The following is an 18,632-nucleotide window of genomic DNA, read 5'->3' as shown; positions in this document are numbered from 1 at the left end:
CCGGACCGGCTCAGCCCTGCGCCGGCGCACGGCCGCCGCCGCCCTGGCCCGGACCCGGGTTCACCCGGTTCCGCTGGCCTCCGACGACCTGGCCGCGGTTGTTGTCGGCCCAGATGCGGTTGTCGTTGTAGTTGTTGCTGATGTTCTGCTGGAACCGCAGGAAGTTCTCGGAGTCGATCCCCTTGGACTCCAGGAAGTCGCCGATCGTGTTCATCAGGTGCTGCTCGGTCGTGCGCATGATCCGGCTCGCGTCCTGGTCGACGAAGTGGTGCCCGAACTCCTCGCCGCACGCCAGCTCCCGGATGCTGTGCTCGGCGCCGTAGTCGAAGACGTACTTGCCCCGGATCGTGCGCCGTTGCCGCGCCCGGTACGAGGACGCGGCCAGGGACGCCGAGACCCGGCGCAGCACGCCCCGCGGCGCCCACAGCAGCGCGGACGGCACCCGGAACAGCGCCGACCCCAGAGCCCGCAACGCCGCGCCGACGGCCGTGCGGCGCGGCAAGTAGTCCACGCCGTAGTACCCGTTGCGCATCGGCACCAGCGCGTGTGCCGACCACTCCAGGTACAGCGTGCCCTCGACCTGCACGGCCCGCATGTACATCGTGAGCACCAACTGGCCGCTCCACGCGGGCACTTCGATGCTCACGTACGACCGTCTGGTGGCACTCAGCCCGTCCGGCATGCCGCGCATGAGGGGGACGGAGATCCGGGTGACCGGCGGGCTCAGGGGGTCCGGGAGCAGGTTGCGGTCGCGGGCCACGTTCTGGCCGTCGACGAACAGCCGTTCCTCGACGCGCAGATCGGCCAGGCCCATCCGCCGGGCGGCGGTGACGAGGACCTCGTAGAGCTCACCGTTGGTGAAACGCTGCGGAGTGCGGCGGCTGCGGCCGTCCGAGCGAGGCATGCCGCGGCGGATGTCGATGGGGGTGTCCCACTGTTCGAGGAGGTAGCCGCTGCCCGCGAACGGCGAGTAGTGGGAGCAGACGATCACATTCCCCGCCGGCCGCTCCGCCACCGCCGCCAGCCGCGCCCGCGCCCGCCCGCTCAACGCCTCCGGCGCCTGCCCCGGCTCGAACCGCCCGTGCTTCAACTTCCGCCGCAGCACCCGGTGTTCGGTCACCCAGAAGTCCAGCGCGAGAACCAGCCAGGCCACCCCCACCAACAGCCCGCCGAGCACGGCGTACTGCTGCCACCACCCGTCGAAGTCCCCTGCCCCGAGCGCGTCCTTGTGCCCGAGTGCCCCCAGCGCGACCGTCGCGAGCAGCGTCAACAGCACGCCCAGCAACGTCAGATCACGCGCCAGCCGCCGCCGACGAGCGGACAACGCCCAGCGCGTCACGACACCCAGATCCGCGCCGAAGACCGGCGCCAGCGCCCGATAGGGCTCGTCGACGACCTGTCGTACGACCAGATCCGCGAAGTGCGGGTCGAGTTGGGTCGCGGCGGCGAGATAGCGCGTCGTCGCCGACCGGGCGTCGTCCGAGACCGGTGGCGGCGGCGCGTGCCGCGGTGGCGGATCCGGCAGCGGCGGGTCGTCCGGATCGGCCGGATCCGTATGGCCCGAGCGCCGGTTGCGGAAGGAGTGCAGATGGGTCACGTCCGTGACGGTGTCGGCGCCCGCGGGGTCCTGCGGGGACCTGCGGGCGCCCTGCGCCTGCGGCTGATGGAACGTCAACTCCAGTGACCCGAACCGCAGTCGGTCCCCGTCCCGCAGCCGCACCGGTACCCCCGGCTCCAGCCGCCGCCCGTTGCGCAGCACCCCGTTGCTGGAGTGGAGGTCGTTCAGCCACACCCCGTCAGTGCCCAGCCGGAGCTCGGCGTGGCGCTTGCTGACGTCGGGCGAGCTCAGCCGGATGTCCCCGAACCGCCCCACGATGTGCGCGGCCCGCGTCAACGGCCAGCGCGTCCCCGCGAGATGCGCCGGCTGCTCGACGACGAGACAGGGCGAGCCACCCCTGCTCCCGGCCCCCGCCGGCGCCGTACTCCCTGCCATGGGGCATCGACCCCTTCCCCCGTGTCCCCCGTGTCCCCCGTGTCCCCCGTCCCTCCGTGTTCCGTGTCGCCGAAGCCCGGATTCCGGGGGATTGCGTCCATGCTCCTCACGCGCCCGCGTACACCGCAATTCGTCAAATTTGAGGGTGGTGGAAGGGTGCATTCCGCGCTATACGGCGACGGGGCCGGGCCGTCCCGTACGGGTGCGGCCCGGACACGGCCCGTAGACGCCCCGGAACATACGGTGCCCGGCGCCGCCCGCAGAACCGTTTGCCCCTCACCGAGCGTGACATCCCCGTGTCCGCGCACGTCACGGGCCTGGTACCGTCCCCGCCAACGGCCGATTACCCACCTGGTCCGCCAACATAGTTACGTCGCTGAGAGGTTGGAGCATGCCGGACGACGACGCCGCAGCAGCCCGGGCCGCCGCCGAGGAGGAGTCGGCGTTCTCGCACCCGGCGGTCGACCCCGACGCGACCGCCGCGTACGGCGACCACCCCGACCAGCTGATCGACTTCTACGCCCCGCGCGCCGAGGACCCCTCCGGCGCGCAGGTCCCGCTGGTCGTGGTCCTGCACGGCGGCGCGTGGCGGGCCCCGTACGACCGCCGCCACATCTCCCCGTTCGCGGACTTCCTGGCGCGGAGGGGGTTCGCGGTGGCGAGCGTGGAGTACCGGCGGGGGCCGGGGGACGAGGGGGTGGCGATTCCGGCGCAGGGTGCCGGCGCGGCGAACGGTGTCGGTGGTGACGTTGACACAAGCACCGGCACCGGCACCGGCACCGGTGCGGTCGCGGGACGCTGGCCGGACACCTTCGACGACGTCGCGGCGGCGATCGACGCGCTGCCCGCGCTCGTACGGGAAGCCCTGCCGCAGGCGGATCCGCGCCGCATGGTGATCACGGGGCACTCGGCCGGCGGCCACCTGGCCCTGTGGGCGGCGGCCCGACATGTACTGCCCGCGGACGCGCCATGGCGCACCGACCGCCCGGCCCCCTTGCGCGGCGTCGTCGCCCTCGCCCCGATCGCCGACTTCGAGGTGTCCGGCAAGCTGAACGTCTGCGGGGACGCGGCGCGGCAACTCCTCGGCGGAGAAGGGCACTTCGCGGAACGCCGCCCGTACGCCGACCCGGCGCTCCTGCTCCCCACGGGCATCGCGACGACGCTGGTCCAGGGTCGCGGAGACCTGGTCGTCCCCCAGGCGGTCGCCGAGTCGTACGCGGACGCGGCGGCGAAGGCGGGCGAGGTGGTGGGCCTGACGCTGCTGGAGGAGGTCGGCCACTTCCCCCTGATCGACCCGGCGGCGGACGCGTGCGCGGTGGTGGCGGAGGAGATCGCCCAACTGGCTTGGTGAGCCCTTTCATACCCGTAGTACCTGAGAGCTACATCCCAGAAGAGCTCCCAGGCGGGACGCGGACGACACCCCCAGCTCCGTAACTTCCCACCCAGACAGGCCCGATGCCCGGGCCAACGGGAGGGGAGACGACGGTGGGGCTGACGACGGGGGACTTGGAAACATACGGCTCCGAGCAGCCGTGCAGCGAACGCAGCTGCGGGCAGTCGTGCCGCTTGGGCGGCTCCCGACCCAAAGAAAGCGGCACCCCGCCAGCGCGGGCGAGCGACACCCCGGTACGCCAGCCCCAACGCCCCGCCTCCACCCAGCCGACAGCGACCGCCCCCACCCCCCGCCGCCCCCACCACTGGCGTCGAACAGCCCTCGCCGCCCTGATAACCGCCGCCGTAGTCCTCCCCCTCTCCGCAGCAACCCGCCCCACCATCCCCGCCCCACGCCCCGCAACCCTCCCCACCCCCCTCACCGCCTCCACCCTCGACACGGCCTACAAGGCCAACCAAGCAAACGCCGCCCAAGCCGCCACCATGGCCGCCACCCACGGCGACCACAAACGCGCCGCCGCAGACCACACCCTCGCCTCCCCCTCCCACCACCTCCTCCACTTCGACGCCCGAGGCGAAGGCCAGATCACGGAGGTCTTCGGCGACCTCGCACACGCCACCCGCGTCGCCGTCCTCGTCCCCGGCTCGGACACCTCCATCGACACGTACCCCCGCTTCCGCGCCACAGCGCTCTCCCTCCAGACGCGCCTGACCCGAACCGCCCCCAGGACCACCCACACAGCAGTAATCACCTGGCTCGGCTACAAGACCCCCGCCACGATCAGCCCCACCGTCCTCACCTCGGACCGAGCAGCCCAAGCCGCGCCCCACCTACGGGAGTTCATCGCCGCCCTGCACACCATCACCACCCCCCACGCCCGCATATCCCTCCTCTGCCACTCCTACGGCACAGTCGTCTGCGCCCAAGCCGCCCCCCACCTCGACGTCTCCGACATCGCCCTGGTCGGCAGCCCCGGCACCGGCGTGGACAAGGCCACCGACCTGCGCACCCGCGCCCGCGTGTGGGCGGCCCGCGGAGCCGACGACTGGATCGCCGAAGTCCCGCACGTCCGCACGAACTTCTTCGGCACAACCGTCGGTTTCGGCACCGACCCCGTGTCCCCGGCCTACGGCGCCCGCGTCTTCGCGGCAGGCCCCGGCGGCCACAGCGACTACTTCAAACCGGGCTCGGTCTCCCTGACCAACCTCGCCCGGATCGTGCTCGGCGAGACGAAGGAGGTCGGCCGTGCCTGAGCCGAGCAGCACGCACCGCACACGGGCCGGAGCAAGGCACGGAGGAGGACGCCACGGGACACGGCACGGCATACGCCACGGCATACGCCACGGCATCCGGCACGCCGCCGCCCGCATCGACGCCGCCACCCCCGCCGACCGCGACCGGGCCGTCGACGCCCTGCGCGCCTTCGCCATCCTCGGAGTGGTCCTGGGCCACTGGCTGGTCACGGCCCTCGTCGCGGACGGCGGCACCCTGCACACCACGAGCCCGCTCCAGCACATGCCCTGGCTGGCCCCGATCTCCTGGGCGTTCCAGCCCCTGGCCGTGTTCTTCCTGGTCGGCGGCCATGTGGCGACCCGCAGTTACGCCACGGCCCGCGCCAAGGGCACCCCGTACCGCACCTGGCTGACCACCCGGCTGTCCCGCCTCTTCAAACCGGTCGCCGCGGTCCTGACCCTGTGGACGATCGCGACGACCGCGCTGCTCCTGACGGGCACGGAGTTCGAAACGGTCCGCACGCTCGCCAAACTCGCCCTCTCCCCGCTCTGGTTCCTCGTGGTCTTCGCGGCCCTGACCGCGGCCACCCCGCTCCTCACCCGGCTCAACCCCCTGTGGCCGCTGGCCGTCGTCCTCCATGTGGACCTTCTCCGCTTCGGCCTCGGCGCCCCGCAGAGCCTCGGCTGGCTGAACCTCGCGGCCGGCTGGCTGGTGCCGTACACCCTGGGCGCGGCCTGGACCCGCGGTGAGCTGGAGCGCCGGCGTTCGGGCTGGATCCTGCTCACAGGGGGTACGGCGGCGACGGCCGGGCTGGTGGCCTGGGCGGGCTACCCGGCCTCGATGGTCGGCGTCCCGGGCGCCTCGGTCTCCAACCTCAACCCGCCCACCCTGGCCGCCGTCACCTTCGGCCTGGCCCAGTGCGGCCTCGCCCTGCTGCTGCGCGAGCGGCTGCGCCGTACGATGCGACGCCCGCTCGCCTGGGCGGCCGTGGCCTGCGTGAACCTGTCCGCGATGACGATCTTCCTCTGGCACCAGACGGCCATGATGGCGACCACGGCCACCGGCCTCCTCGCGGGGCATCTGCCCGGCCTGCACACCCGTCCCGACGGCCTCGTCTGGGTGGCGTACCGACTGGCCTGGCTGCCGGTGTTCGCCCTGGCGCTCACCGTCTGCTGGGCCGCCTTTCGGTCCTACGAGCACGGCCGCCCCGGCCGGCCGGGCCGCTCGCGCGTCGTCCGGGCGCACCGCCCGCCGGATCGGGCGACACCGGTGAGGGCGCGCCGTGTCTAGGGTGTTGCGTGTGACGCAGACGGGGATCCAGCGCATGGCCGCGAGCCGGACCGTGCGCGGGTTGCGGGTGGTGCGCGACGACCTGTGCACCCTCCGCGCGGATCCGCTGCCCCCGTCCAAGTGGTTGCGCTGGCTGCCGCACGGCGTGCTGTGCCTGACGGCGTTCGGCATCGTGCTGGGCGGCACGGCGCAGCTCCAGGACAACGGCCATCTGGGCATCAACGGCTTCCTGATCGCGCTCGCGCAGGGCGGCGCCGTGGTGCTCGCGATGTGGCGGCCGATCCCGGCGTGGTGGCTGTCGACGGGGGCCGCGGTCGTGGGTGCCGTCGCTGTGAACGGCAAGCTGGGCAGCGCCGAGGGGTCCGGGTTCACCTGGCCCTGGACGGTGGCCGGGATCGTCGCGCAGCTGGCTGTGCTGCTGCTGGTCGCGCTGCGGGTCCGCACCCGGGTGGCCGTCGAGGTGCTGGTGCTCACCGCACTGGTCACCTACCTCCTGGAGGGCGTGTGGGGCGCGACGCACTTCCAGCCCACCGGCGTGATCACCATCGCCCTGTCCACGATCGCCGTGGTGCTCGGCATAGCCGTCCGCGGCCGTCGCGAGGCACGCGCGGAGCTGGGCCGGCAGACATCGCTCACCGCCGAGGAGCGGGCCCGGCGCACCCTGCTGGAGGAGCGCAGCCGTATCGCGCGCGAACTGCACGACGTGGTCGCCCACCACATGTCCGTCATCTCCATCCAGGCCCAGGTCGCCCCGCACCTGGTGGAGAACCCGTCCCCGGAGCTCCGGGAGAACCTGGACGGCATCCGGGCGAACGCCCTGGAGGCGCTCACCGAACTGCGCAGAGTGCTCGGTGTGCTGCGCTCGGAGGGCCCCGACGCGGACGCGCCGGCGGACGCCGCGTTCGACCCGCACAGCCCGCAGCCCACCCTGGACCGGCTGGACATGCTCGTCGAGAACACCCGGGCGGCGGGGCTGACGGTCACCGTCCAGACCGTCGGCGACGCGCGCCCGCTGCCGCCCGGCCTGGAGCTGTCGGCGTACCGGATCGTGCAGGAGGCGCTGAGCAACGTCCTGCGGCACGCGCCGGGCGCGAGCGCCGAGGTCAGGGTCGAGTACCACCTCTACGGTCTGCGGGTGTCGGTCACCAACACCCGCCCCGACCGTCCCGCCCCCCGGTCGCCCGGCGCGGGACACGGCCTGCTCGGCATGCGGGAGCGCGCCTCGATGCTAGGCGGCGAGCTGGACTCCGGCCCGACCGAGGAGGGCGGCTACCGGGTCACGGCCTTCCTCCCGGTCCAGCCGCTCCCCGAGGGCCTGGAGTACTCCGGTGACTACGGGATCCGGTACATCTTCCCCGCGGACGCCACCGACTCCACCGACTCCACCGACCCTTCCGACCCCGAGGACGCCCCCTGATGACGAGCAGTCCCATCCGCGTACTCATCGCCGACGACCAGCAGATGGTCCGGCAGGGCTTCACCGTGCTGCTCAACACGCAGCCCGGAATCGAGGTGATCGGGCAGGCGGTGGACGGCCAGGAGGCGGTGGCCAAGGTCGCCGAACTCTCCCCGGACGTCGTCCTGATGGACATCCGCATGCCCGAGCTGAACGGCATCGAGGCCACCCGCCGCATCACCGGCGAACGCCCCGACATCAGAGTGCTGGTGCTCACCACCTTCGACCTCGACGAGTACGTGTACGAGGCGCTGCGGGCCGGTGCGTCCGGGTTCCTGCTGAAGGACGCGTCCGCGGAGAAGCTCGCCGAGGCGGTACGGGTGGTGGCGGCCGGCGACGCGCTGCTCGCGCCCGGCATCACCCGGCGGCTGATCGCCCAGTTCTCCCGGCTGGACGACAGACCCCGCGCGCCGCTGAAGGACCGTGTCGGCGACCTGACCGAGCGCGAGACGGAGGTCCTGGCGCTGATCGCCCAGGGCCTGTCGAACGCGGAGATCGCGGAGCGCCTGGTCGTCGCCGAGCAGACCGTGAAGACCCACGTGGGCCGCATCCTCGTAAAACTGGGCCTCCGGGACCGCACCCAGGCGGCGGTGTTCGCGTACGAGTCGGGGCTCGTGCGGCCCTCGGGATACTGACGTGTCCCGGTACCCGTAGTACCTGAGAGGGAGGCGGGAGGACCATCCTCACTGGTGACGACCGCTACCCCGGCCTCCGCCTACGGTTTTCAATGTGAACGAGACGACCCAGACGCAGTCGACGCCCTCCGATCCGCCGGGGGGCACGTTCGATCCGTACCAGCCGCGCAGCCCGGAGTTCCGGGCGGCCGCGGACGCCCTGCGTGGGCTGCGGCAGGACCTGTTCCACGACGTGTTCGCCTACCGTCCGCTGCCCCGCATGGGTGTCGACGGCCCGGTCACCCGCCGCCTGCCCGGCCGGCTGCAAGGGTACGCGGCCTGGACGCCGCACGCTCTGATCACCGCGGCCGCGCTGCTCGCGATGCTCATCGCCGCCAACAACAGCGTCCACGGCGCCGGACTGAACTTCTTCCTCGGCCTGCTCGCCCTCACCCCGATCCTGCTGACGCTGGTCCGGCCGGTGGCCGCGTTCTGGCTGTCGATGGTCGCGACCCCGATGGCCGCCTTCCTGACGAGCGAATGGTTCGGCGAGTGGCCGTGGCGGCCCGGTGCCTTCGCCTGCCAGCTGGCGGTGCTCACGATCGTGGCGATACGGACCAGGCCGCGCACGGCGGCGTGGATGTGGGTGCTGACGGGGGTGTACGGCCTCGCGGCGGAGAGCGTTGGCGGCCAAGTCTCCGGCTCGAACACCATGGAGCTGCTGTTCCTCTCCGCGATCGCCCTCCTCGCCGTGACCGTCTGGCACATCCGCCGCGAGGCCCGCCAGGAGGTGACCGCCCAGCAGACGGTGACCCAGCACGAGCGTTCCCGGCGCACGCTGCTGGAGGAGCGCACGACGATCGCCCGCGAGCTGCACGACGTGGTCGCCCACCACATGTCGGTCGTCGCGATCCAGGCCGAGGCCGCCCCCTACCGGGTGGAGAACCCGCCACCGGAGCTGGAGAAGGCGTTCGCGACGATTCGGGAGAACGCGGTGGCGGCGCTCACCGAGCTGCGCCGGGTCCTGGGCGTGGTCCGCGCCGAGGACTACGAGGCCCCGGACGCCCCGCAGCCCACCCTCGCCGACCTGGACGGCCTGCTCGCCAATGTGCGGGAGGCGGGCCTGAGCGTCGACAAGGCGATCACCGGGGCGATACGTGAACTCCCGCAGGGCGTGGAGCTGTCGGCGTACCGGATAGTCCAGGAGGCGCTGAGCAACACCTTGCGCCACGCCCCCGGCGCCGGCGCCCGCGTGGAGGTCTCCTACGTCCTCGGCGGCCTGGGCCTGCGCATAGTCAACGGTCCGACACCCAACCCCTCCCTGGTGAAGCCCTCGCCGGGAGCCGGCCACGGCATCACCGGGATGCGGGAGCGCGTCACCATGCTGAACGGCGAGATGACGGCGGGCCGCACGGACGAAGGAGGCTACGAGGTGGCGGTGTTCCTGCCGGTCGCCGCCGCGAGCGAGGGAGAAGCATGACGATCCGCGTCCTGATCGCGGACGACCAGATGATGGTGCGCGAGGGCTTCTCGGTCCTGCTGAACGCGATGCCGGACATCGAGGTCGTGGGCGAGGCGGTGAACGGCCGAGAGGCGGTGGCCCGAGTCCGCGAACTCTCCCCGGACGTGGTCCTGATGGACATCCGCATGCCGGAGCTGAACGGCATCGAGGCGACCCGGGAGATCGTAGCGACCGACACGACAGCCAAAGTCCTGGTCCTGACGACCTTCGACCTGGACGAATACGTCTACCAGGCCCTGCGCGCCGGAGCCTCCGGCTTCCTCCTGAAGGACGCCTCGGCGCACCAACTGGCGGACGGCGTAAGGGTGGTGGCATCGGGCGAGGCCCTCCTGGCTCCCTCGGTCACGAAACGCCTGATCACGGAGTTCTCGAAACTCTCCGACACCCCCCGCCCCATGCAGTCGGCGCACGCGGCCTACGGCGACCTGACCGACCGCGAGACGGAGGTCCTGGTCCTGATCGCCCAGGGCCTGTCGAACGCGGAGATAGCGGAACGCCTGGTGGTGGCGGAGTCGACGATCAAGACCCACGTCAGCCGCATCCTGGTCAAACTGGGCCTGCGCGACCGCACGCAGGCGGCGGTGTTCGCGTACGAGGCCCGGCTGGTGACCCCGGGCTGAGCCTGGACCTGCTGGTGGTCAGGCGGGGGTTTCGGCGGTGGCGGTCAGGACCGCGCGGCCGAGTATGTGGCCGGCCATGGTGAAGCCGAGGACGGCGGGGGTGGCGTCGGCCGCGACGCCGATGGAGGCGACGTCGAGGGCGTGCACCACGATGAAGTAGCGGTGCGGGCCGTGCCCGGCCGGCGGGGCGGCGCCGATGAAGCGGGCCGCGCGGGCGTCGCCCGGCAGCTGGAAGGCGCTCTCGGGCAGGCCTGAGCCGGTGTCGTCGCCGGCGCCCTCGGGCAGTTCGGTGACGGTGGCGGGGATGTCGGCGACCGCCCAGTGCCAGAAGCCGGAGCCGGTGGGGGCGTCGGGGTCGTAGACGGTGACGGCGTAGCTCTTGGTGCCGTCCGGGGCTCCGCTCCAGGACAGTTGCGGGGAGATGTCCTTTCCGCCGGGGACGCCGAAGATGCCGGAGAACTGCTCGGGCGAGAGGGCGGCACCGTCCGTGACGGTGGTGCTGGTGACGGCGAAGGAGGCCGCCTCGGGCAGGCGGGCGAAGGGGTCGTTGCCGTTCATCGTTGCGTTCCTTTCGGGTGGTGGTGCGGGGTCGTGGCGATGTAATCGATGATAGCAGTAATAATCGATTATCCGTGTCAACGTCTACGCTGAGGCGCATGACCCAGACGGCCAACACCTCGACCTCGGCGGGGAAGCAGATGCTCTCCGAGCAGGTCTACGCACACCTGCGGGACGCGATCATGCGCGGGGACTACGGCCCCGGTGACGCCCTCAAACCGCAGGACCTCGCCAAGGGGCAGGGCGTGAGCCTGGCCGTTGTGCGCGAGGCGCTCGTGCGGGTGGTCGGCGAGGGTCTCGCCGACCGGCTGCCCAACCGGGGCTTCGCCGTACCGGCCTTCTCCGACCGCCGCTGGCAGGAGATCGCGGAGGCCCGCCGGACCATCGAACCGGTCGTGCTGCGCATGTCCGTCGGGCGCGGCGACGTCGACTGGGAGGCTCGCGTCCGAGCCGCCCATCACCGTCTGGCCCGCACTCCGGCGTACGTTCCGGAGGAGGGCGAGTACTACAGCGGTGCGTGGTCCGAAGCCCACCGGCTGTTCCACCGCACCCTGCTGGAAGGCTGCGGCAATCCCGTCCTGCTGGAGACCTTCGACCGGATGTGGACCGCGAGCGAGCTGGCCCGCCGCTGGTCGGCGCACCGCGTCTCCGACCGGGACGGGGCCCGCGAGCACCGCCTGCTGGAGGAGACGGCGCTGGCCCGCGACGCCGACGCCGCGGCCGCGGTACTGGCCCGGCACCTCACCCTGACCGCGGCCGGACTGACCGACGGCACTTCCCAAGAACCGGTGGAGGAAGCCTGACGCGCTCGTCACCCCGGCCGAAGGCGGCCGCGGAACTCCCTCGGTGGCGCCGGCCGGGCGGGTGTCAGGAGATGGCGCGGAGCGGGTTGCGGGCCTGGTGGCGGAGTTCGGCGACGGACTCGGTCGTGTGTTCGTCGGCTGGGAGGAAGACGACCAGTTGCTGGGCGTCGGCGGGGAGTTCGAGCGTCTCGCGGTGCAGGCGGAGTTCGTGGCCGGAGGGGTGGTTGAGCCGGAGGAGTCCGCGCCGTGGGACCGTGTGCTGGTTCAGGCGGCGGGTGAAGTCGGGGCCGGCGGCGGGCGCGAGTTCCGCAGTGAACCACTCGGAGTTCTCGACGGACGGTGCGTGCCACAGGTCGAATGCCAGCTCGTCCGCGATGTCGCCCCAGTCGGCGAAGAACGTACGGGCGCCGGGGTGGGTGAAGACATAGCGGGTGAGGTTGGGCGGGTCGGTGTCGAGGAGTCCGCTGCCGCCGGTCACCGCCTCGAAGGTGCCGGTGTGGGCGAGGAGGTCGCCCAGCCGGTTGGTCACCATGGCGATGCCCGGTTCGAGGAGGCGCAGTGTCTCCAGTACGGACGGCCGCACTTGCCGGGACGCCGGGGCGGGCCGGGTGTGCGCGGTGCACACGCCGCCGGTGATCTTGGCGAGGTAGCGCAGGTGGTCGCGTTCCGAGGGGGCGAGGGCGAGGGCGTCGGCGAGCGCGTTCACCACGGCGATCGAGGGGTTGCGGTCACGGCCCTGTTCGATGCGGGTCAGGTATTCCACGCTGATGCCGGCCCGCGCCGCGAGGTCGGAGCGCCGCAGGCCCGGTGACCGGCGGCGGCCGCGGTCCGGCAGTCCCAGCGACTCCGGCTGGATGCTGTCGCGCCGGGCCCGGACGAAATCCCCCAACGGCGTTCCCATGAAACGAGGGTAGGCCTCCGCACACCGGGCGCGCAGAGCGCAGCGTGGCCCTGCGGGGGCCAGCCTGAGCCCGGTCTGGCTGCCACCCGGGCCGCGGCCCGACGCTAGGGCCATGGATATGGACAACGAGAAGCCCAGGCTGCTGGTCGTCGTGGGCAGTGTGCGGGAGGGACGGTTCGGTCCCGTGGTCGCCTCCTGGGTGGCCGAACAGGCCGACGCCCACGGTGGATTCGACGTGGAGGTGGTCGATCTGGCCGAGTTCGACATTCCCCTCGCGCTGCCCGCCGCCTCACCGAAGTACGCCGGCGACGACTATCCCCGTCCGGCCGGGATGGCGGCGCTGACGTCGGCGCTGGCGAACGCCGACGCGTTCGTGTTGGTCACGCCGGAGTACAACCACAGCTACCCGGCGTCCCTGAAGGCGGCCATCGACTGGCACTTCACCCAGTGGACGGCCAAGCCCGTCGCCTTCGTCAGTTACGGCGGCGCGGCGGGCGGACGGCACGCGGTGCTGCACCTGGAGAACGTACTGACCGAACTGCACGCGGTGACGGTTCGCGACGGCCTCGCCTTCCCCAACTACTTCACGGCGTGGCAGGACGGGCACCCCCTCGACGCGGAGGCTCCCGCCTACGCCAAGACACTGCTCGACCAGCTGTCCTGGTGGGCAAACGCCCTCCGCTCGGCACGCGAGGCCGTTCCCTACCCGGCCTGAGCCGCGCGCTGACTCACGTCGCACCACACGTACTTGCCCCGGTTGCCGAACCTGGACAGCGGCTGCCAGCCCCAGAGGTCGGAACAGGACCGGACGAGCGCGAGACCCCGGCCGTCCTCGGCGGTGAGGTCCGTCAAGTCGCGGGGTGGGTCGGGTGGTTCGGGGTCCGCGTCCCATGCGCCGACACGGAGTACGCCGGCCGACCAGCGGACGCGGAGGGCGGCGGGGCCCGTGGTGTGGCGTACGGCGTTGGAGACCAGCTCGGTGGCGAGGAGTTCGGCGGTGTCGACGAGGGTGATGAGGCCGTGCAGGGTCAGGATGAGGCGGAGGGTGCGGCGACAGACGGTGACGGCGCGGGGGTCGTTGGGGATGGAGAGGGTGTACTCCCAGGAGGCCGGCGGTTCGGTTTCGGGCATGCGTGAACTCCGTTCAGGTGGTGGGGAGTTGTGCGGTGGCGGTGCCGCGGCCGTCATGGCAGGGCGGAGCGGTGCACTTCCGCAGCGTGTGCGTTGCGTCACCGACGGTACGGCAGAAATTTCTTACGGTGCAACCTGTTGCCGTAATCTGGCACCCGAACGTGGCAGGCCTACAAGGGTGTTGGGACGGGAGAACGTATGCCGCCGAGGAGCAATCCCACCGCTCGGCAGGTGCGCCTGGGAGCCGAGTTGCGCAAACTGCGGGAGGCGGCAGGCTTGAAGGCGCGCGAGGTGGCGGCCTTCCTGGACTCGACTTCGGGGCAGATGAGCCAGATGGAGGCGGGCATCGCCGGCGTCAGCGCAGCACGGGTCCGTCGACTCGCGGCTCACTACGGCTGCGCGGACGAGGAGTTCGTCGACGCCCTGGCGGCCATGGCGGCCGAGCGCTCACATGGCTGGTGGGACGACTATCGAGGAGTCCTGCCCCAGGTGAACCTCGACGTGGCCGAGACGGAACATCACGCGGTGTCCCTGCGCGAGGTGGTGATCACGTATGTCCCTGGGCTTCTCCAGATCCCGGACTACGCCCGCGCCGTCTTCGCATTCATGCGCCCGGAGTTGCCGGAGAGCGAACTGGCGCCGCGCGTGGAGCATCGGATGAGGCGACGCACCATCTTCGAGGGCGACACCCCTACCCCCTACGAGACGGTCATCCATGAGATGGCGCTCCGTGTTCACGTGGCCGATCGCAGGACGTCCCGTTCTCAACTCCGCTTCATCCTGGACAAGATCGAGGAGGGCCGCGCGGACGTGCGGGTCATCCCGGTCGACCAGGAAGGTTTCGCGGGTGCCGGAGCCTCGCTGATGTACCTCGAAGGTCCGGGGCCCAAATTGGACACCGGCCTGCGCGACTCGCCGACCGGCGTCGAGTTCTGCGATGCGGAGCCGCAGTTGAAGCACCTGCGGAGACTGTTCCATAAGGTGGAGGACGCGTCGCTGGACCCTGTGGCGTCGCGGGACTTCATCCACCGACTGGCGAAGGAACTGTGATGAACTGGCGGAAGTCGACGTACTCCGGCGGCGGCGAGGGCGACACCTGCGTCGAGATCGCCCCCCTTCCCGCCCACATAGCCATCCGCGACTCCAAGTTCCCGACCCGCGCCACCCTCACCTTCCCCGCCCCCGCCTTCACCGCCCTCGTCGATCACCTCAAGGACCCGCTCTCAGCGAGCCTCGCCGGATCTGATCGCGTCCGCGGCCAGGCGTAGGTCCCTGAAGTCCTCCACCGCCAGGCGCGTGTAGCGGATCAGCTGGGTCAAGTCGCCCTCCGCGCACGTCAGGATGTCGTCGATCACCTGGTCGTCCGGGGTGATCTCGGCGTAGCAGTCGTGCCATGCGAACTCGAGGAGTTCCAGTAGGTCCAGCGCCGCCGCGGCGGTCTGTTCCCCGCCGAACGCCGCCTCCACGCTCGCCCTGCGTTCCGCTCGGCGAGCCGCCCTTCCCACTGCCATACCTCGTCCCCATTTCCCCTTGCCCGGAAATCGTTCGCACCCTCGTGCTCCCAGACGCTAACTTCCCTCAGCGCGTGCCAAGTCGTCGTGAGGGGAGCTCGGTATGGGGACGACCGGTCGGCTGGAGTTGCTGCTCGGGCAGTTCGATCACGCTCGGGAGATGGCTGAGGTGCGGCTCACGGGGCTCGGCGACGAGGAGTTCCTGTGGGAGCCCGTGCCCGGGTGCTGGTCGCTGCGGCGCCGGGCGGATGCCGTGACGCCGAGGGCGTTCGGGCCGGGGGAGTGGGTCATGGACCTCGGCGCCGCGGACATTCCGGCGAGCGAGTACGGCGAAGTGGCCCGGCAGGCAGCCAGTGGCATGAGCGTCGAGAAGATCGCCGAGGACTGGAGCGTGAGTGTCGGCCGGGTCGAGGAGGTGCTCGCGCACACCGGGGAGCCGGAGCCCGACGCGCCCCCGGTCACCACCATCGCGTGGCGGCTCGGGCACCTGCACTTCCAGTTCGCCGGCGGCTGGGAGTGGGCCTTCGGCGAGCGGCGCCGGGACCCGAAACTGATGGTCGACTTCACCCCCTCCGCGTCCCTCGCCGTCGAACGCTTCTGGGCGGACGTCGACCGCTGGCGCGAGAGCGTCGCCGACGTCACCGACGAGCAGCTCGACACCGTCGGTTTCTCCCAGTACCCGTACGGCTCCGACCCCGACGACCCCTTCGCCGACGTGCTCGCCGGCACCAACCTCGAGTTCATCCACCACATGGCCGAGATCGCCGTCCTGCGCGACCTGTGGCGTACCCGCGTCCGATGAGACGCGCGCAAGACACCCCTGGTCAGACGCCCGCTTCCCGGGCTAGCGTCCGTCCATGGCAGCCTTCGACCCCTGGGACCCGGCGTTCCTCGCCGACCCCTACCCCGCTTACGACGAACTCCGCGCCAAGGGCCGGGTGCACTACTTCGAGCCCACGAACCAGTGGCTCGTCCCCCGGCACGCGGACGTCTCGGCGCTGCTGCGGGAGCGGCGGCTCGGGCGGACGTATCAACACCGCTTCTCGCACGAGGACTTCGGGCGTACGGCACCCCCGGCCGAGCACGAGCCGTTCCACACGCTCAACGACCACGGGATGCTCGACCTCGAACCGCCGGACCACACCAGGATCCGGCGGCTGGTCTCGAAGGCGTTCACTCCGCGGACGGTCGAGCAGCTCAAGCCGTACGTCCAGAACCTCGCCCGGGAGCTCGCCGGCCGGCTGGTGGACGCCGGTGGCGGTGACCTGCTGACCGATGTCGCCGAGCCGCTGCCGGTCGCCGTGATCGCCGAGATGCTGGGCATTCCGGAGTCCGACAGGGCCCCGCTGCGGCCCTGGTCCGCCGACATCTGCGGGATGTACGAGCTCAATCCGCCGGAGGACGTGGCGGCGAGGGCCGTACGGGCCTCCGTCGAGTTCTCCGACTACCTGCGCGAACTCATCGCCGAGCGGCGCAAGAACCCCGGCGACGACCTCATCTCCGGGCTCATCGCCGCGCACGACGAGGGCGACCGGCTCACCGAGCAGGAGATGATCTCCACCTGCGTCCTGCTCCTCAACGCCGGCCACGAGGCGACCGTCAACGCCACGGTCAACGGCTGGTACGCCCTGTTCCGGAACCCGGAGCAGCTCGCCGCCCTGCGCGCGGACCACGCGCTCGTCCCCCGTGCCGTCGAGGAGCTCATGCGGTACGACACCCCGCTCCAGCTCTTCGAGCGCTGGGTGCTGGACGACATCGAGATCGACGGGACGACGATCCCGCGCGGCGCCGAGATCGCCATGCTCTTCGGCTCCGCCAACCACGACCCGGCCGCGTTCTCCACCCCCGAGCGCCTCGACCTCACCCGCCCGGACAACCCGCACATCTCCTTCAGCGCCGGCATCCACTACTGCATCGGCGCCCCCCTGGCCCGCATCGAACTGACCGCCTCCATGACAGCCCTCCTGGAAACGGCCCCCACCCTCGCCTTGACGGAGGAACCGAAGCGAAAGCCGAACTTCGTGATCCGGGGGCTGGAAGGGTTGCGGGTGCAGGTCCCATAGTGAGTGCCGTGGTGCGTTACGCGCACTATCAGTTGATGGCCGCCGTCGAGGCCGGGGGCGCCGCAGACGAACGACGACAGATCGCCGCACATCCAGCGAAGCGCTCAGGCGTCGCCGCCGGACTCGTTCCGGTGCCTGTCCCCGTCCTTCGACCACTTGCGTACGACCTCGCCCGCGGCCAGCGTCACGGCGGCCGCGCCGCGGACCGCGCGGGGACTGTCGCCGCGGGACGCCCACACCACGCACACGCACCCGCCGATGACGAGCACCAGGACGCCCAGCAGTATCAGGATGATCACGTTCCCCACCTCTGCTTCAGTTCTTTCGGTTCCGCACCCGGGTCAGCAGCATGAACACGAGGAGCGGTACGAACGCTCCCCCGAGGATCACGAACGGGAGCTCGGTCAGCAGGACCGTGTAGTCCATGCCCTCGCCCTCGAAGCCGCCGCCGAGGTGGCGTTGGGTGCGGGGCGTGGACAGCCACCACAGCGGGGCCGCCACGGCGCCCACGGCTGACAGCCCGCAGCCCCCGCACGTGACTCCGTCCACCTCGCGTCGCTCCATGCCCGCAAGGACGCGATCTTCCACGTCCCCGGTTCAGCCCGACCGCCCCATCTCCCGGTGCAACGCCCACGCGTCCGCCACCGGCCCCAGATGCCCCAGCTTGTCGGGGTTGATCACCGCGCGGACCGTCTGGACGCGGCCGTCGGCGATGTCGAGGGTCATCGTGCTGACCACCCTGCCGTCCCGGTCGCGGAAGATCGCGCCGGGCTGGCCGTTGAGCTCGTGCGGCTGCCAGGTGATGCCGATCCGGGCCATGCGGGGGAACGCGACGGACACCAGCCCGGCCACGCGGTCGGCGCCCACCAGGACCCTCGCCAGCTGCGGCGACTTCCCGCCCCCGTCGCCGGCCATCGTCACGTCCGCCGCGAGCAGCTCCTTCAGGTCGGCCACGTCCCCCTCGCGCAGCGCGTCGAAGAAGCGCGCCGCCAGCTTCTCCCGCTCCTCGCGGTCCGCCTCGAAACGGGGCCGCCCCTCCGCCATGTGCTTCCGCGCCCGTACGGCCAGCTGCCGGCACGCCGGCTCCGAGCGCCCCACGGCCGCCGCGACCTCGGGGAAGCCGAAGTCGAACACCTCCCGCAGCACGAACACCGCCCGCTCCAGCGGACTGAGCCGCTCCAGCAGCAACAGTGCCGCCAGCGAGACCGAGTCGGCCAGCTCGGCCGCCCGCGCCGGGTCCTCGTACGGGTCGTCCAGCAGCGGCTCGGGGAACCACTGGCCGACGTACCGCTCCCGCCGTACCCGCGCCGAGCGCAGTACGTCGATCGAGAGGCGGGTCACGGTCGTCGACAGGTAGGCCTTCGCCGAACGGGGTTCGGTCGGCACGGCCTCGTACCGCAGCCAGGTCTCCTGTACGACGTCCTCCGCCTCGGAGACGCTGCCGAGGATGCGGTAGGCGATCGAGAACAGCAGTGGTCGCAGTTCCTGGAACTCCTCGGTCCTGCCGCCGCCCATGCCGAATCCCCCTGGTCCACACGACACGT

21 protein-coding genes are annotated in these 18,632 nt (G+C 71.5%); 13 read left to right on the top strand and 8 right to left on the bottom strand.

Annotated features, from left to right (window positions below; genetic code table 11):
* Nucleotides 1-10 precede the first annotated feature (10 nt).
* On the bottom strand, nt 11-1,993 hold the full coding sequence (locus ABZ848_RS06850; RefSeq protein WP_360826428.1) for an FHA domain-containing protein: 1,983 nt from the start codon (nt 1,991-1,993) through the stop codon (nt 11-13).
* A 391-nt stretch (nt 1,994-2,384) separates the two neighbouring features.
* Between ABZ848_RS06850 and ABZ848_RS06845 the strand changes: the two genes are divergently transcribed.
* The 7 genes from ABZ848_RS06845 to ABZ848_RS06815 all read left to right on the top strand — a co-directional run bounded on the left by ABZ848_RS06845 (nt 2,385) and on the right by ABZ848_RS06815 (nt 10,121).
* A complete protein-coding gene (locus tag ABZ848_RS06845; RefSeq protein ID WP_360826425.1) occupies nt 2,385-3,344 on the top strand; it encodes an alpha/beta hydrolase in 960 nt (319 codons plus the stop codon).
* Between the two features lie 371 nt (nt 3,345-3,715).
* Nucleotides 3,716-4,639 (top strand): alpha/beta hydrolase, encoded by a 924-nt coding sequence (locus ABZ848_RS06840; RefSeq protein WP_360827174.1) that lies wholly within the window; start codon nt 3,716-3,718, stop codon nt 4,637-4,639.
* Nucleotides 4,640-4,709: 70 nt separating this feature from the next.
* Complete coding sequence (locus tag ABZ848_RS06835) at nt 4,710-5,909, top strand: acyltransferase (RefSeq protein ID WP_360827171.1); 1,200 nt, start codon at nt 4,710-4,712, stop codon at nt 5,907-5,909.
* Nucleotides 5,910-5,943: 34 nt separating this feature from the next.
* Entirely contained in the window at nt 5,944-7,326 is a 1,383-nt protein-coding gene (locus ABZ848_RS06830) for a sensor histidine kinase (protein WP_360827168.1), read from the top strand.
* Nucleotides 7,326-8,000 (top strand): response regulator transcription factor, encoded by a 675-nt coding sequence (locus tag ABZ848_RS06825; protein WP_360826423.1) that lies wholly within the window; start codon nt 7,326-7,328, stop codon nt 7,998-8,000. The genes ABZ848_RS06830 and ABZ848_RS06825 overlap by 1 nt, the downstream gene beginning before the upstream one ends.
* Before the next feature lie 94 nt (nt 8,001-8,094).
* Nucleotides 8,095-9,459 (top strand): histidine kinase, encoded by a 1,365-nt coding sequence (locus ABZ848_RS06820; RefSeq protein ID WP_360826420.1) that lies wholly within the window; start codon nt 8,095-8,097, stop codon nt 9,457-9,459.
* On the top strand, nt 9,456-10,121 hold the full coding sequence (locus tag ABZ848_RS06815; RefSeq protein WP_360826417.1) for a response regulator transcription factor: 666 nt from the start codon (nt 9,456-9,458) through the stop codon (nt 10,119-10,121). The genes ABZ848_RS06820 and ABZ848_RS06815 overlap by 4 nt, the downstream gene beginning before the upstream one ends.
* 18 nt (nt 10,122-10,139) lie before the next feature.
* On the opposite strand, the gene ABZ848_RS06810 is transcribed toward ABZ848_RS06815, so the two are convergent.
* Nucleotides 10,140-10,679 (bottom strand): YbhB/YbcL family Raf kinase inhibitor-like protein, encoded by a 540-nt coding sequence (locus ABZ848_RS06810; RefSeq protein ID WP_360826414.1) that lies wholly within the window; start codon nt 10,677-10,679, stop codon nt 10,140-10,142.
* 98 nt (nt 10,680-10,777) lie between these two features.
* Here ABZ848_RS06810 and ABZ848_RS06805 point away from each other — a divergent pair, with 98 nt between their 5' ends.
* Nucleotides 10,778-11,482, top strand: a complete 705-nt coding sequence (locus ABZ848_RS06805) for a GntR family transcriptional regulator (RefSeq protein ID WP_360826411.1) — start codon at nt 10,778-10,780, stop codon at nt 11,480-11,482.
* 64 nt (nt 11,483-11,546) lie between these two features.
* Here the strand turns inward: ABZ848_RS06805 and ABZ848_RS06800 are convergent, their stop codons facing one another.
* Nucleotides 11,547-12,383: a helix-turn-helix domain-containing protein gene (locus ABZ848_RS06800; RefSeq protein WP_360826408.1), complete on the bottom strand. Its 837-nt coding sequence runs from the start codon at nt 12,381-12,383 to the stop codon at nt 11,547-11,549.
* A gap of 118 nt (nt 12,384-12,501) precedes the next feature.
* Between ABZ848_RS06800 and ABZ848_RS06795 the strand changes: the two genes are divergently transcribed.
* A complete protein-coding gene (locus ABZ848_RS06795; RefSeq protein ID WP_360827165.1) occupies nt 12,502-13,098 on the top strand; it encodes an NAD(P)H-dependent oxidoreductase in 597 nt (198 codons plus the stop codon).
* Here the strand turns inward: ABZ848_RS06795 and ABZ848_RS06790 are convergent.
* Nucleotides 13,086-13,514, bottom strand: coding sequence for an ATP-binding protein (locus ABZ848_RS06790; RefSeq protein WP_360826405.1), 429 nt, complete (start codon nt 13,512-13,514; stop codon nt 13,086-13,088). The two genes, ABZ848_RS06795 and ABZ848_RS06790, sit on opposite strands and share 13 nt — an antisense overlap.
* 198 nt (nt 13,515-13,712) lie before the next feature.
* Here ABZ848_RS06790 and ABZ848_RS06785 point away from each other — a divergent pair, with 198 nt between their 5' ends.
* Both ABZ848_RS06785 and ABZ848_RS06780 read left to right on the top strand, forming a co-directional pair.
* The gene (locus tag ABZ848_RS06785; protein ID WP_360826402.1) at nt 13,713-14,564 is read left to right on the top strand and encodes a helix-turn-helix transcriptional regulator; all 852 of its coding nucleotides are present in this window, start codon (nt 13,713-13,715) and stop codon (nt 14,562-14,564) included.
* A complete protein-coding gene (locus ABZ848_RS06780; protein WP_360826400.1) occupies nt 14,564-14,782 on the top strand; it encodes a DUF397 domain-containing protein in 219 nt (72 codons plus the stop codon). Before ABZ848_RS06785 ends, ABZ848_RS06780 begins: the two co-directional genes overlap by 1 nt.
* Here the strand turns inward: ABZ848_RS06780 and ABZ848_RS06775 are convergent.
* On the bottom strand, nt 14,738-15,025 hold the full coding sequence (locus ABZ848_RS06775) for a hypothetical protein (RefSeq protein ID WP_360826397.1): 288 nt from the start codon (nt 15,023-15,025) through the stop codon (nt 14,738-14,740). The two genes, ABZ848_RS06780 and ABZ848_RS06775, sit on opposite strands and share 45 nt — an antisense overlap.
* 103 nt (nt 15,026-15,128) lie before the next feature.
* On the opposite strand from ABZ848_RS06775, the gene ABZ848_RS06770 reads away from it, so the two are divergent.
* Together ABZ848_RS06770 and ABZ848_RS06765 are read left to right on the top strand one after the other, a co-directional pair.
* The gene (locus ABZ848_RS06770; protein WP_360826394.1) at nt 15,129-15,827 is read left to right on the top strand and encodes a DinB family protein; all 699 of its coding nucleotides are present in this window, start codon (nt 15,129-15,131) and stop codon (nt 15,825-15,827) included.
* Nucleotides 15,828-15,882: 55 nt separating this feature from the next.
* On the top strand, nt 15,883-17,088 hold the full coding sequence (locus ABZ848_RS06765; protein WP_360826391.1) for a cytochrome P450: 1,206 nt from the start codon (nt 15,883-15,885) through the stop codon (nt 17,086-17,088).
* Between the two features lie 104 nt (nt 17,089-17,192).
* Here the strand turns inward: ABZ848_RS06765 and ABZ848_RS06760 are convergent, their stop codons facing one another.
* The 3 genes from ABZ848_RS06760 to ABZ848_RS06750 are packed head-to-tail and all read right to left on the bottom strand — an operon-like array spanning nt 17,193 to nt 18,603.
* A complete protein-coding gene (locus tag ABZ848_RS06760; protein WP_360826388.1) occupies nt 17,193-17,387 on the bottom strand; it encodes a hypothetical protein in 195 nt (64 codons plus the stop codon).
* A 16-nt stretch (nt 17,388-17,403) separates the two neighbouring features.
* Complete coding sequence (locus tag ABZ848_RS06755; RefSeq protein WP_360826387.1) at nt 17,404-17,637, bottom strand: hypothetical protein; 234 nt, start codon at nt 17,635-17,637, stop codon at nt 17,404-17,406.
* A 48-nt stretch (nt 17,638-17,685) separates the two neighbouring features.
* Nucleotides 17,686-18,603, bottom strand: a complete 918-nt coding sequence (locus ABZ848_RS06750; protein ID WP_360826384.1) for an RNA polymerase sigma-70 factor — start codon at nt 18,601-18,603, stop codon at nt 17,686-17,688.
* Nucleotides 18,604-18,632 lie beyond the last annotated feature (29 nt).

Origin of the sequence: Streptomyces sp. NPDC047081 (assembly GCF_040643775.1) — a bacterium.
GTDB lineage: Bacteria > Actinomycetota > Actinomycetes > Streptomycetales > Streptomycetaceae > Streptomyces.
This window is presented reverse-complemented; position numbering and strand designations above follow the sequence as displayed.

What these genes read in the sequence shown, in the direction of transcription:
- ABZ848_RS06850 (WP_360826428.1), bottom strand. Translation starts at nt 1,993, where the DNA reads ATGGCAGGGAGTACGGCGCCGGCGGGGGCCGGGAGCAGGGGTGGCTCG.
- ABZ848_RS06845 (WP_360826425.1), top strand. Translation starts at nt 2,385, where the DNA reads ATGCCGGACGACGACGCCGCAGCAGCCCGGGCCGCCGCCGAGGAGGAG.
- ABZ848_RS06830 (WP_360827168.1), top strand. Translation starts at nt 5,944, where the DNA reads ATGGCCGCGAGCCGGACCGTGCGCGGGTTGCGGGTGGTGCGCGACGAC.
- ABZ848_RS06825 (WP_360826423.1), top strand. Translation starts at nt 7,326, where the DNA reads ATGACGAGCAGTCCCATCCGCGTACTCATCGCCGACGACCAGCAGATG.
- ABZ848_RS06815 (WP_360826417.1), top strand. Translation starts at nt 9,456, where the DNA reads ATGACGATCCGCGTCCTGATCGCGGACGACCAGATGATGGTGCGCGAG.
- ABZ848_RS06810 (WP_360826414.1), bottom strand. Translation starts at nt 10,679, where the DNA reads ATGAACGGCAACGACCCCTTCGCCCGCCTGCCCGAGGCGGCCTCCTTC.
- ABZ848_RS06805 (WP_360826411.1), top strand. Translation starts at nt 10,778, where the DNA reads ATGACCCAGACGGCCAACACCTCGACCTCGGCGGGGAAGCAGATGCTC.
- ABZ848_RS06800 (WP_360826408.1), bottom strand. Translation starts at nt 12,383, where the DNA reads ATGGGAACGCCGTTGGGGGATTTCGTCCGGGCCCGGCGCGACAGCATC.
- ABZ848_RS06795 (WP_360827165.1), top strand. Translation starts at nt 12,502, where the DNA reads ATGGACAACGAGAAGCCCAGGCTGCTGGTCGTCGTGGGCAGTGTGCGG.
- ABZ848_RS06790 (WP_360826405.1), bottom strand. Translation starts at nt 13,514, where the DNA reads ATGCCCGAAACCGAACCGCCGGCCTCCTGGGAGTACACCCTCTCCATC.
- ABZ848_RS06785 (WP_360826402.1), top strand. Translation starts at nt 13,713, where the DNA reads ATGCCGCCGAGGAGCAATCCCACCGCTCGGCAGGTGCGCCTGGGAGCC.
- ABZ848_RS06780 (WP_360826400.1), top strand. Translation starts at nt 14,564, where the DNA reads ATGAACTGGCGGAAGTCGACGTACTCCGGCGGCGGCGAGGGCGACACC.
- ABZ848_RS06775 (WP_360826397.1), bottom strand. Translation starts at nt 15,025, where the DNA reads ATGGCAGTGGGAAGGGCGGCTCGCCGAGCGGAACGCAGGGCGAGCGTG.
- ABZ848_RS06770 (WP_360826394.1), top strand. Translation starts at nt 15,129, where the DNA reads ATGGGGACGACCGGTCGGCTGGAGTTGCTGCTCGGGCAGTTCGATCAC.
- ABZ848_RS06765 (WP_360826391.1), top strand. Translation starts at nt 15,883, where the DNA reads ATGGCAGCCTTCGACCCCTGGGACCCGGCGTTCCTCGCCGACCCCTAC.
- ABZ848_RS06750 (WP_360826384.1), bottom strand. Translation starts at nt 18,603, where the DNA reads ATGGGCGGCGGCAGGACCGAGGAGTTCCAGGAACTGCGACCACTGCTG.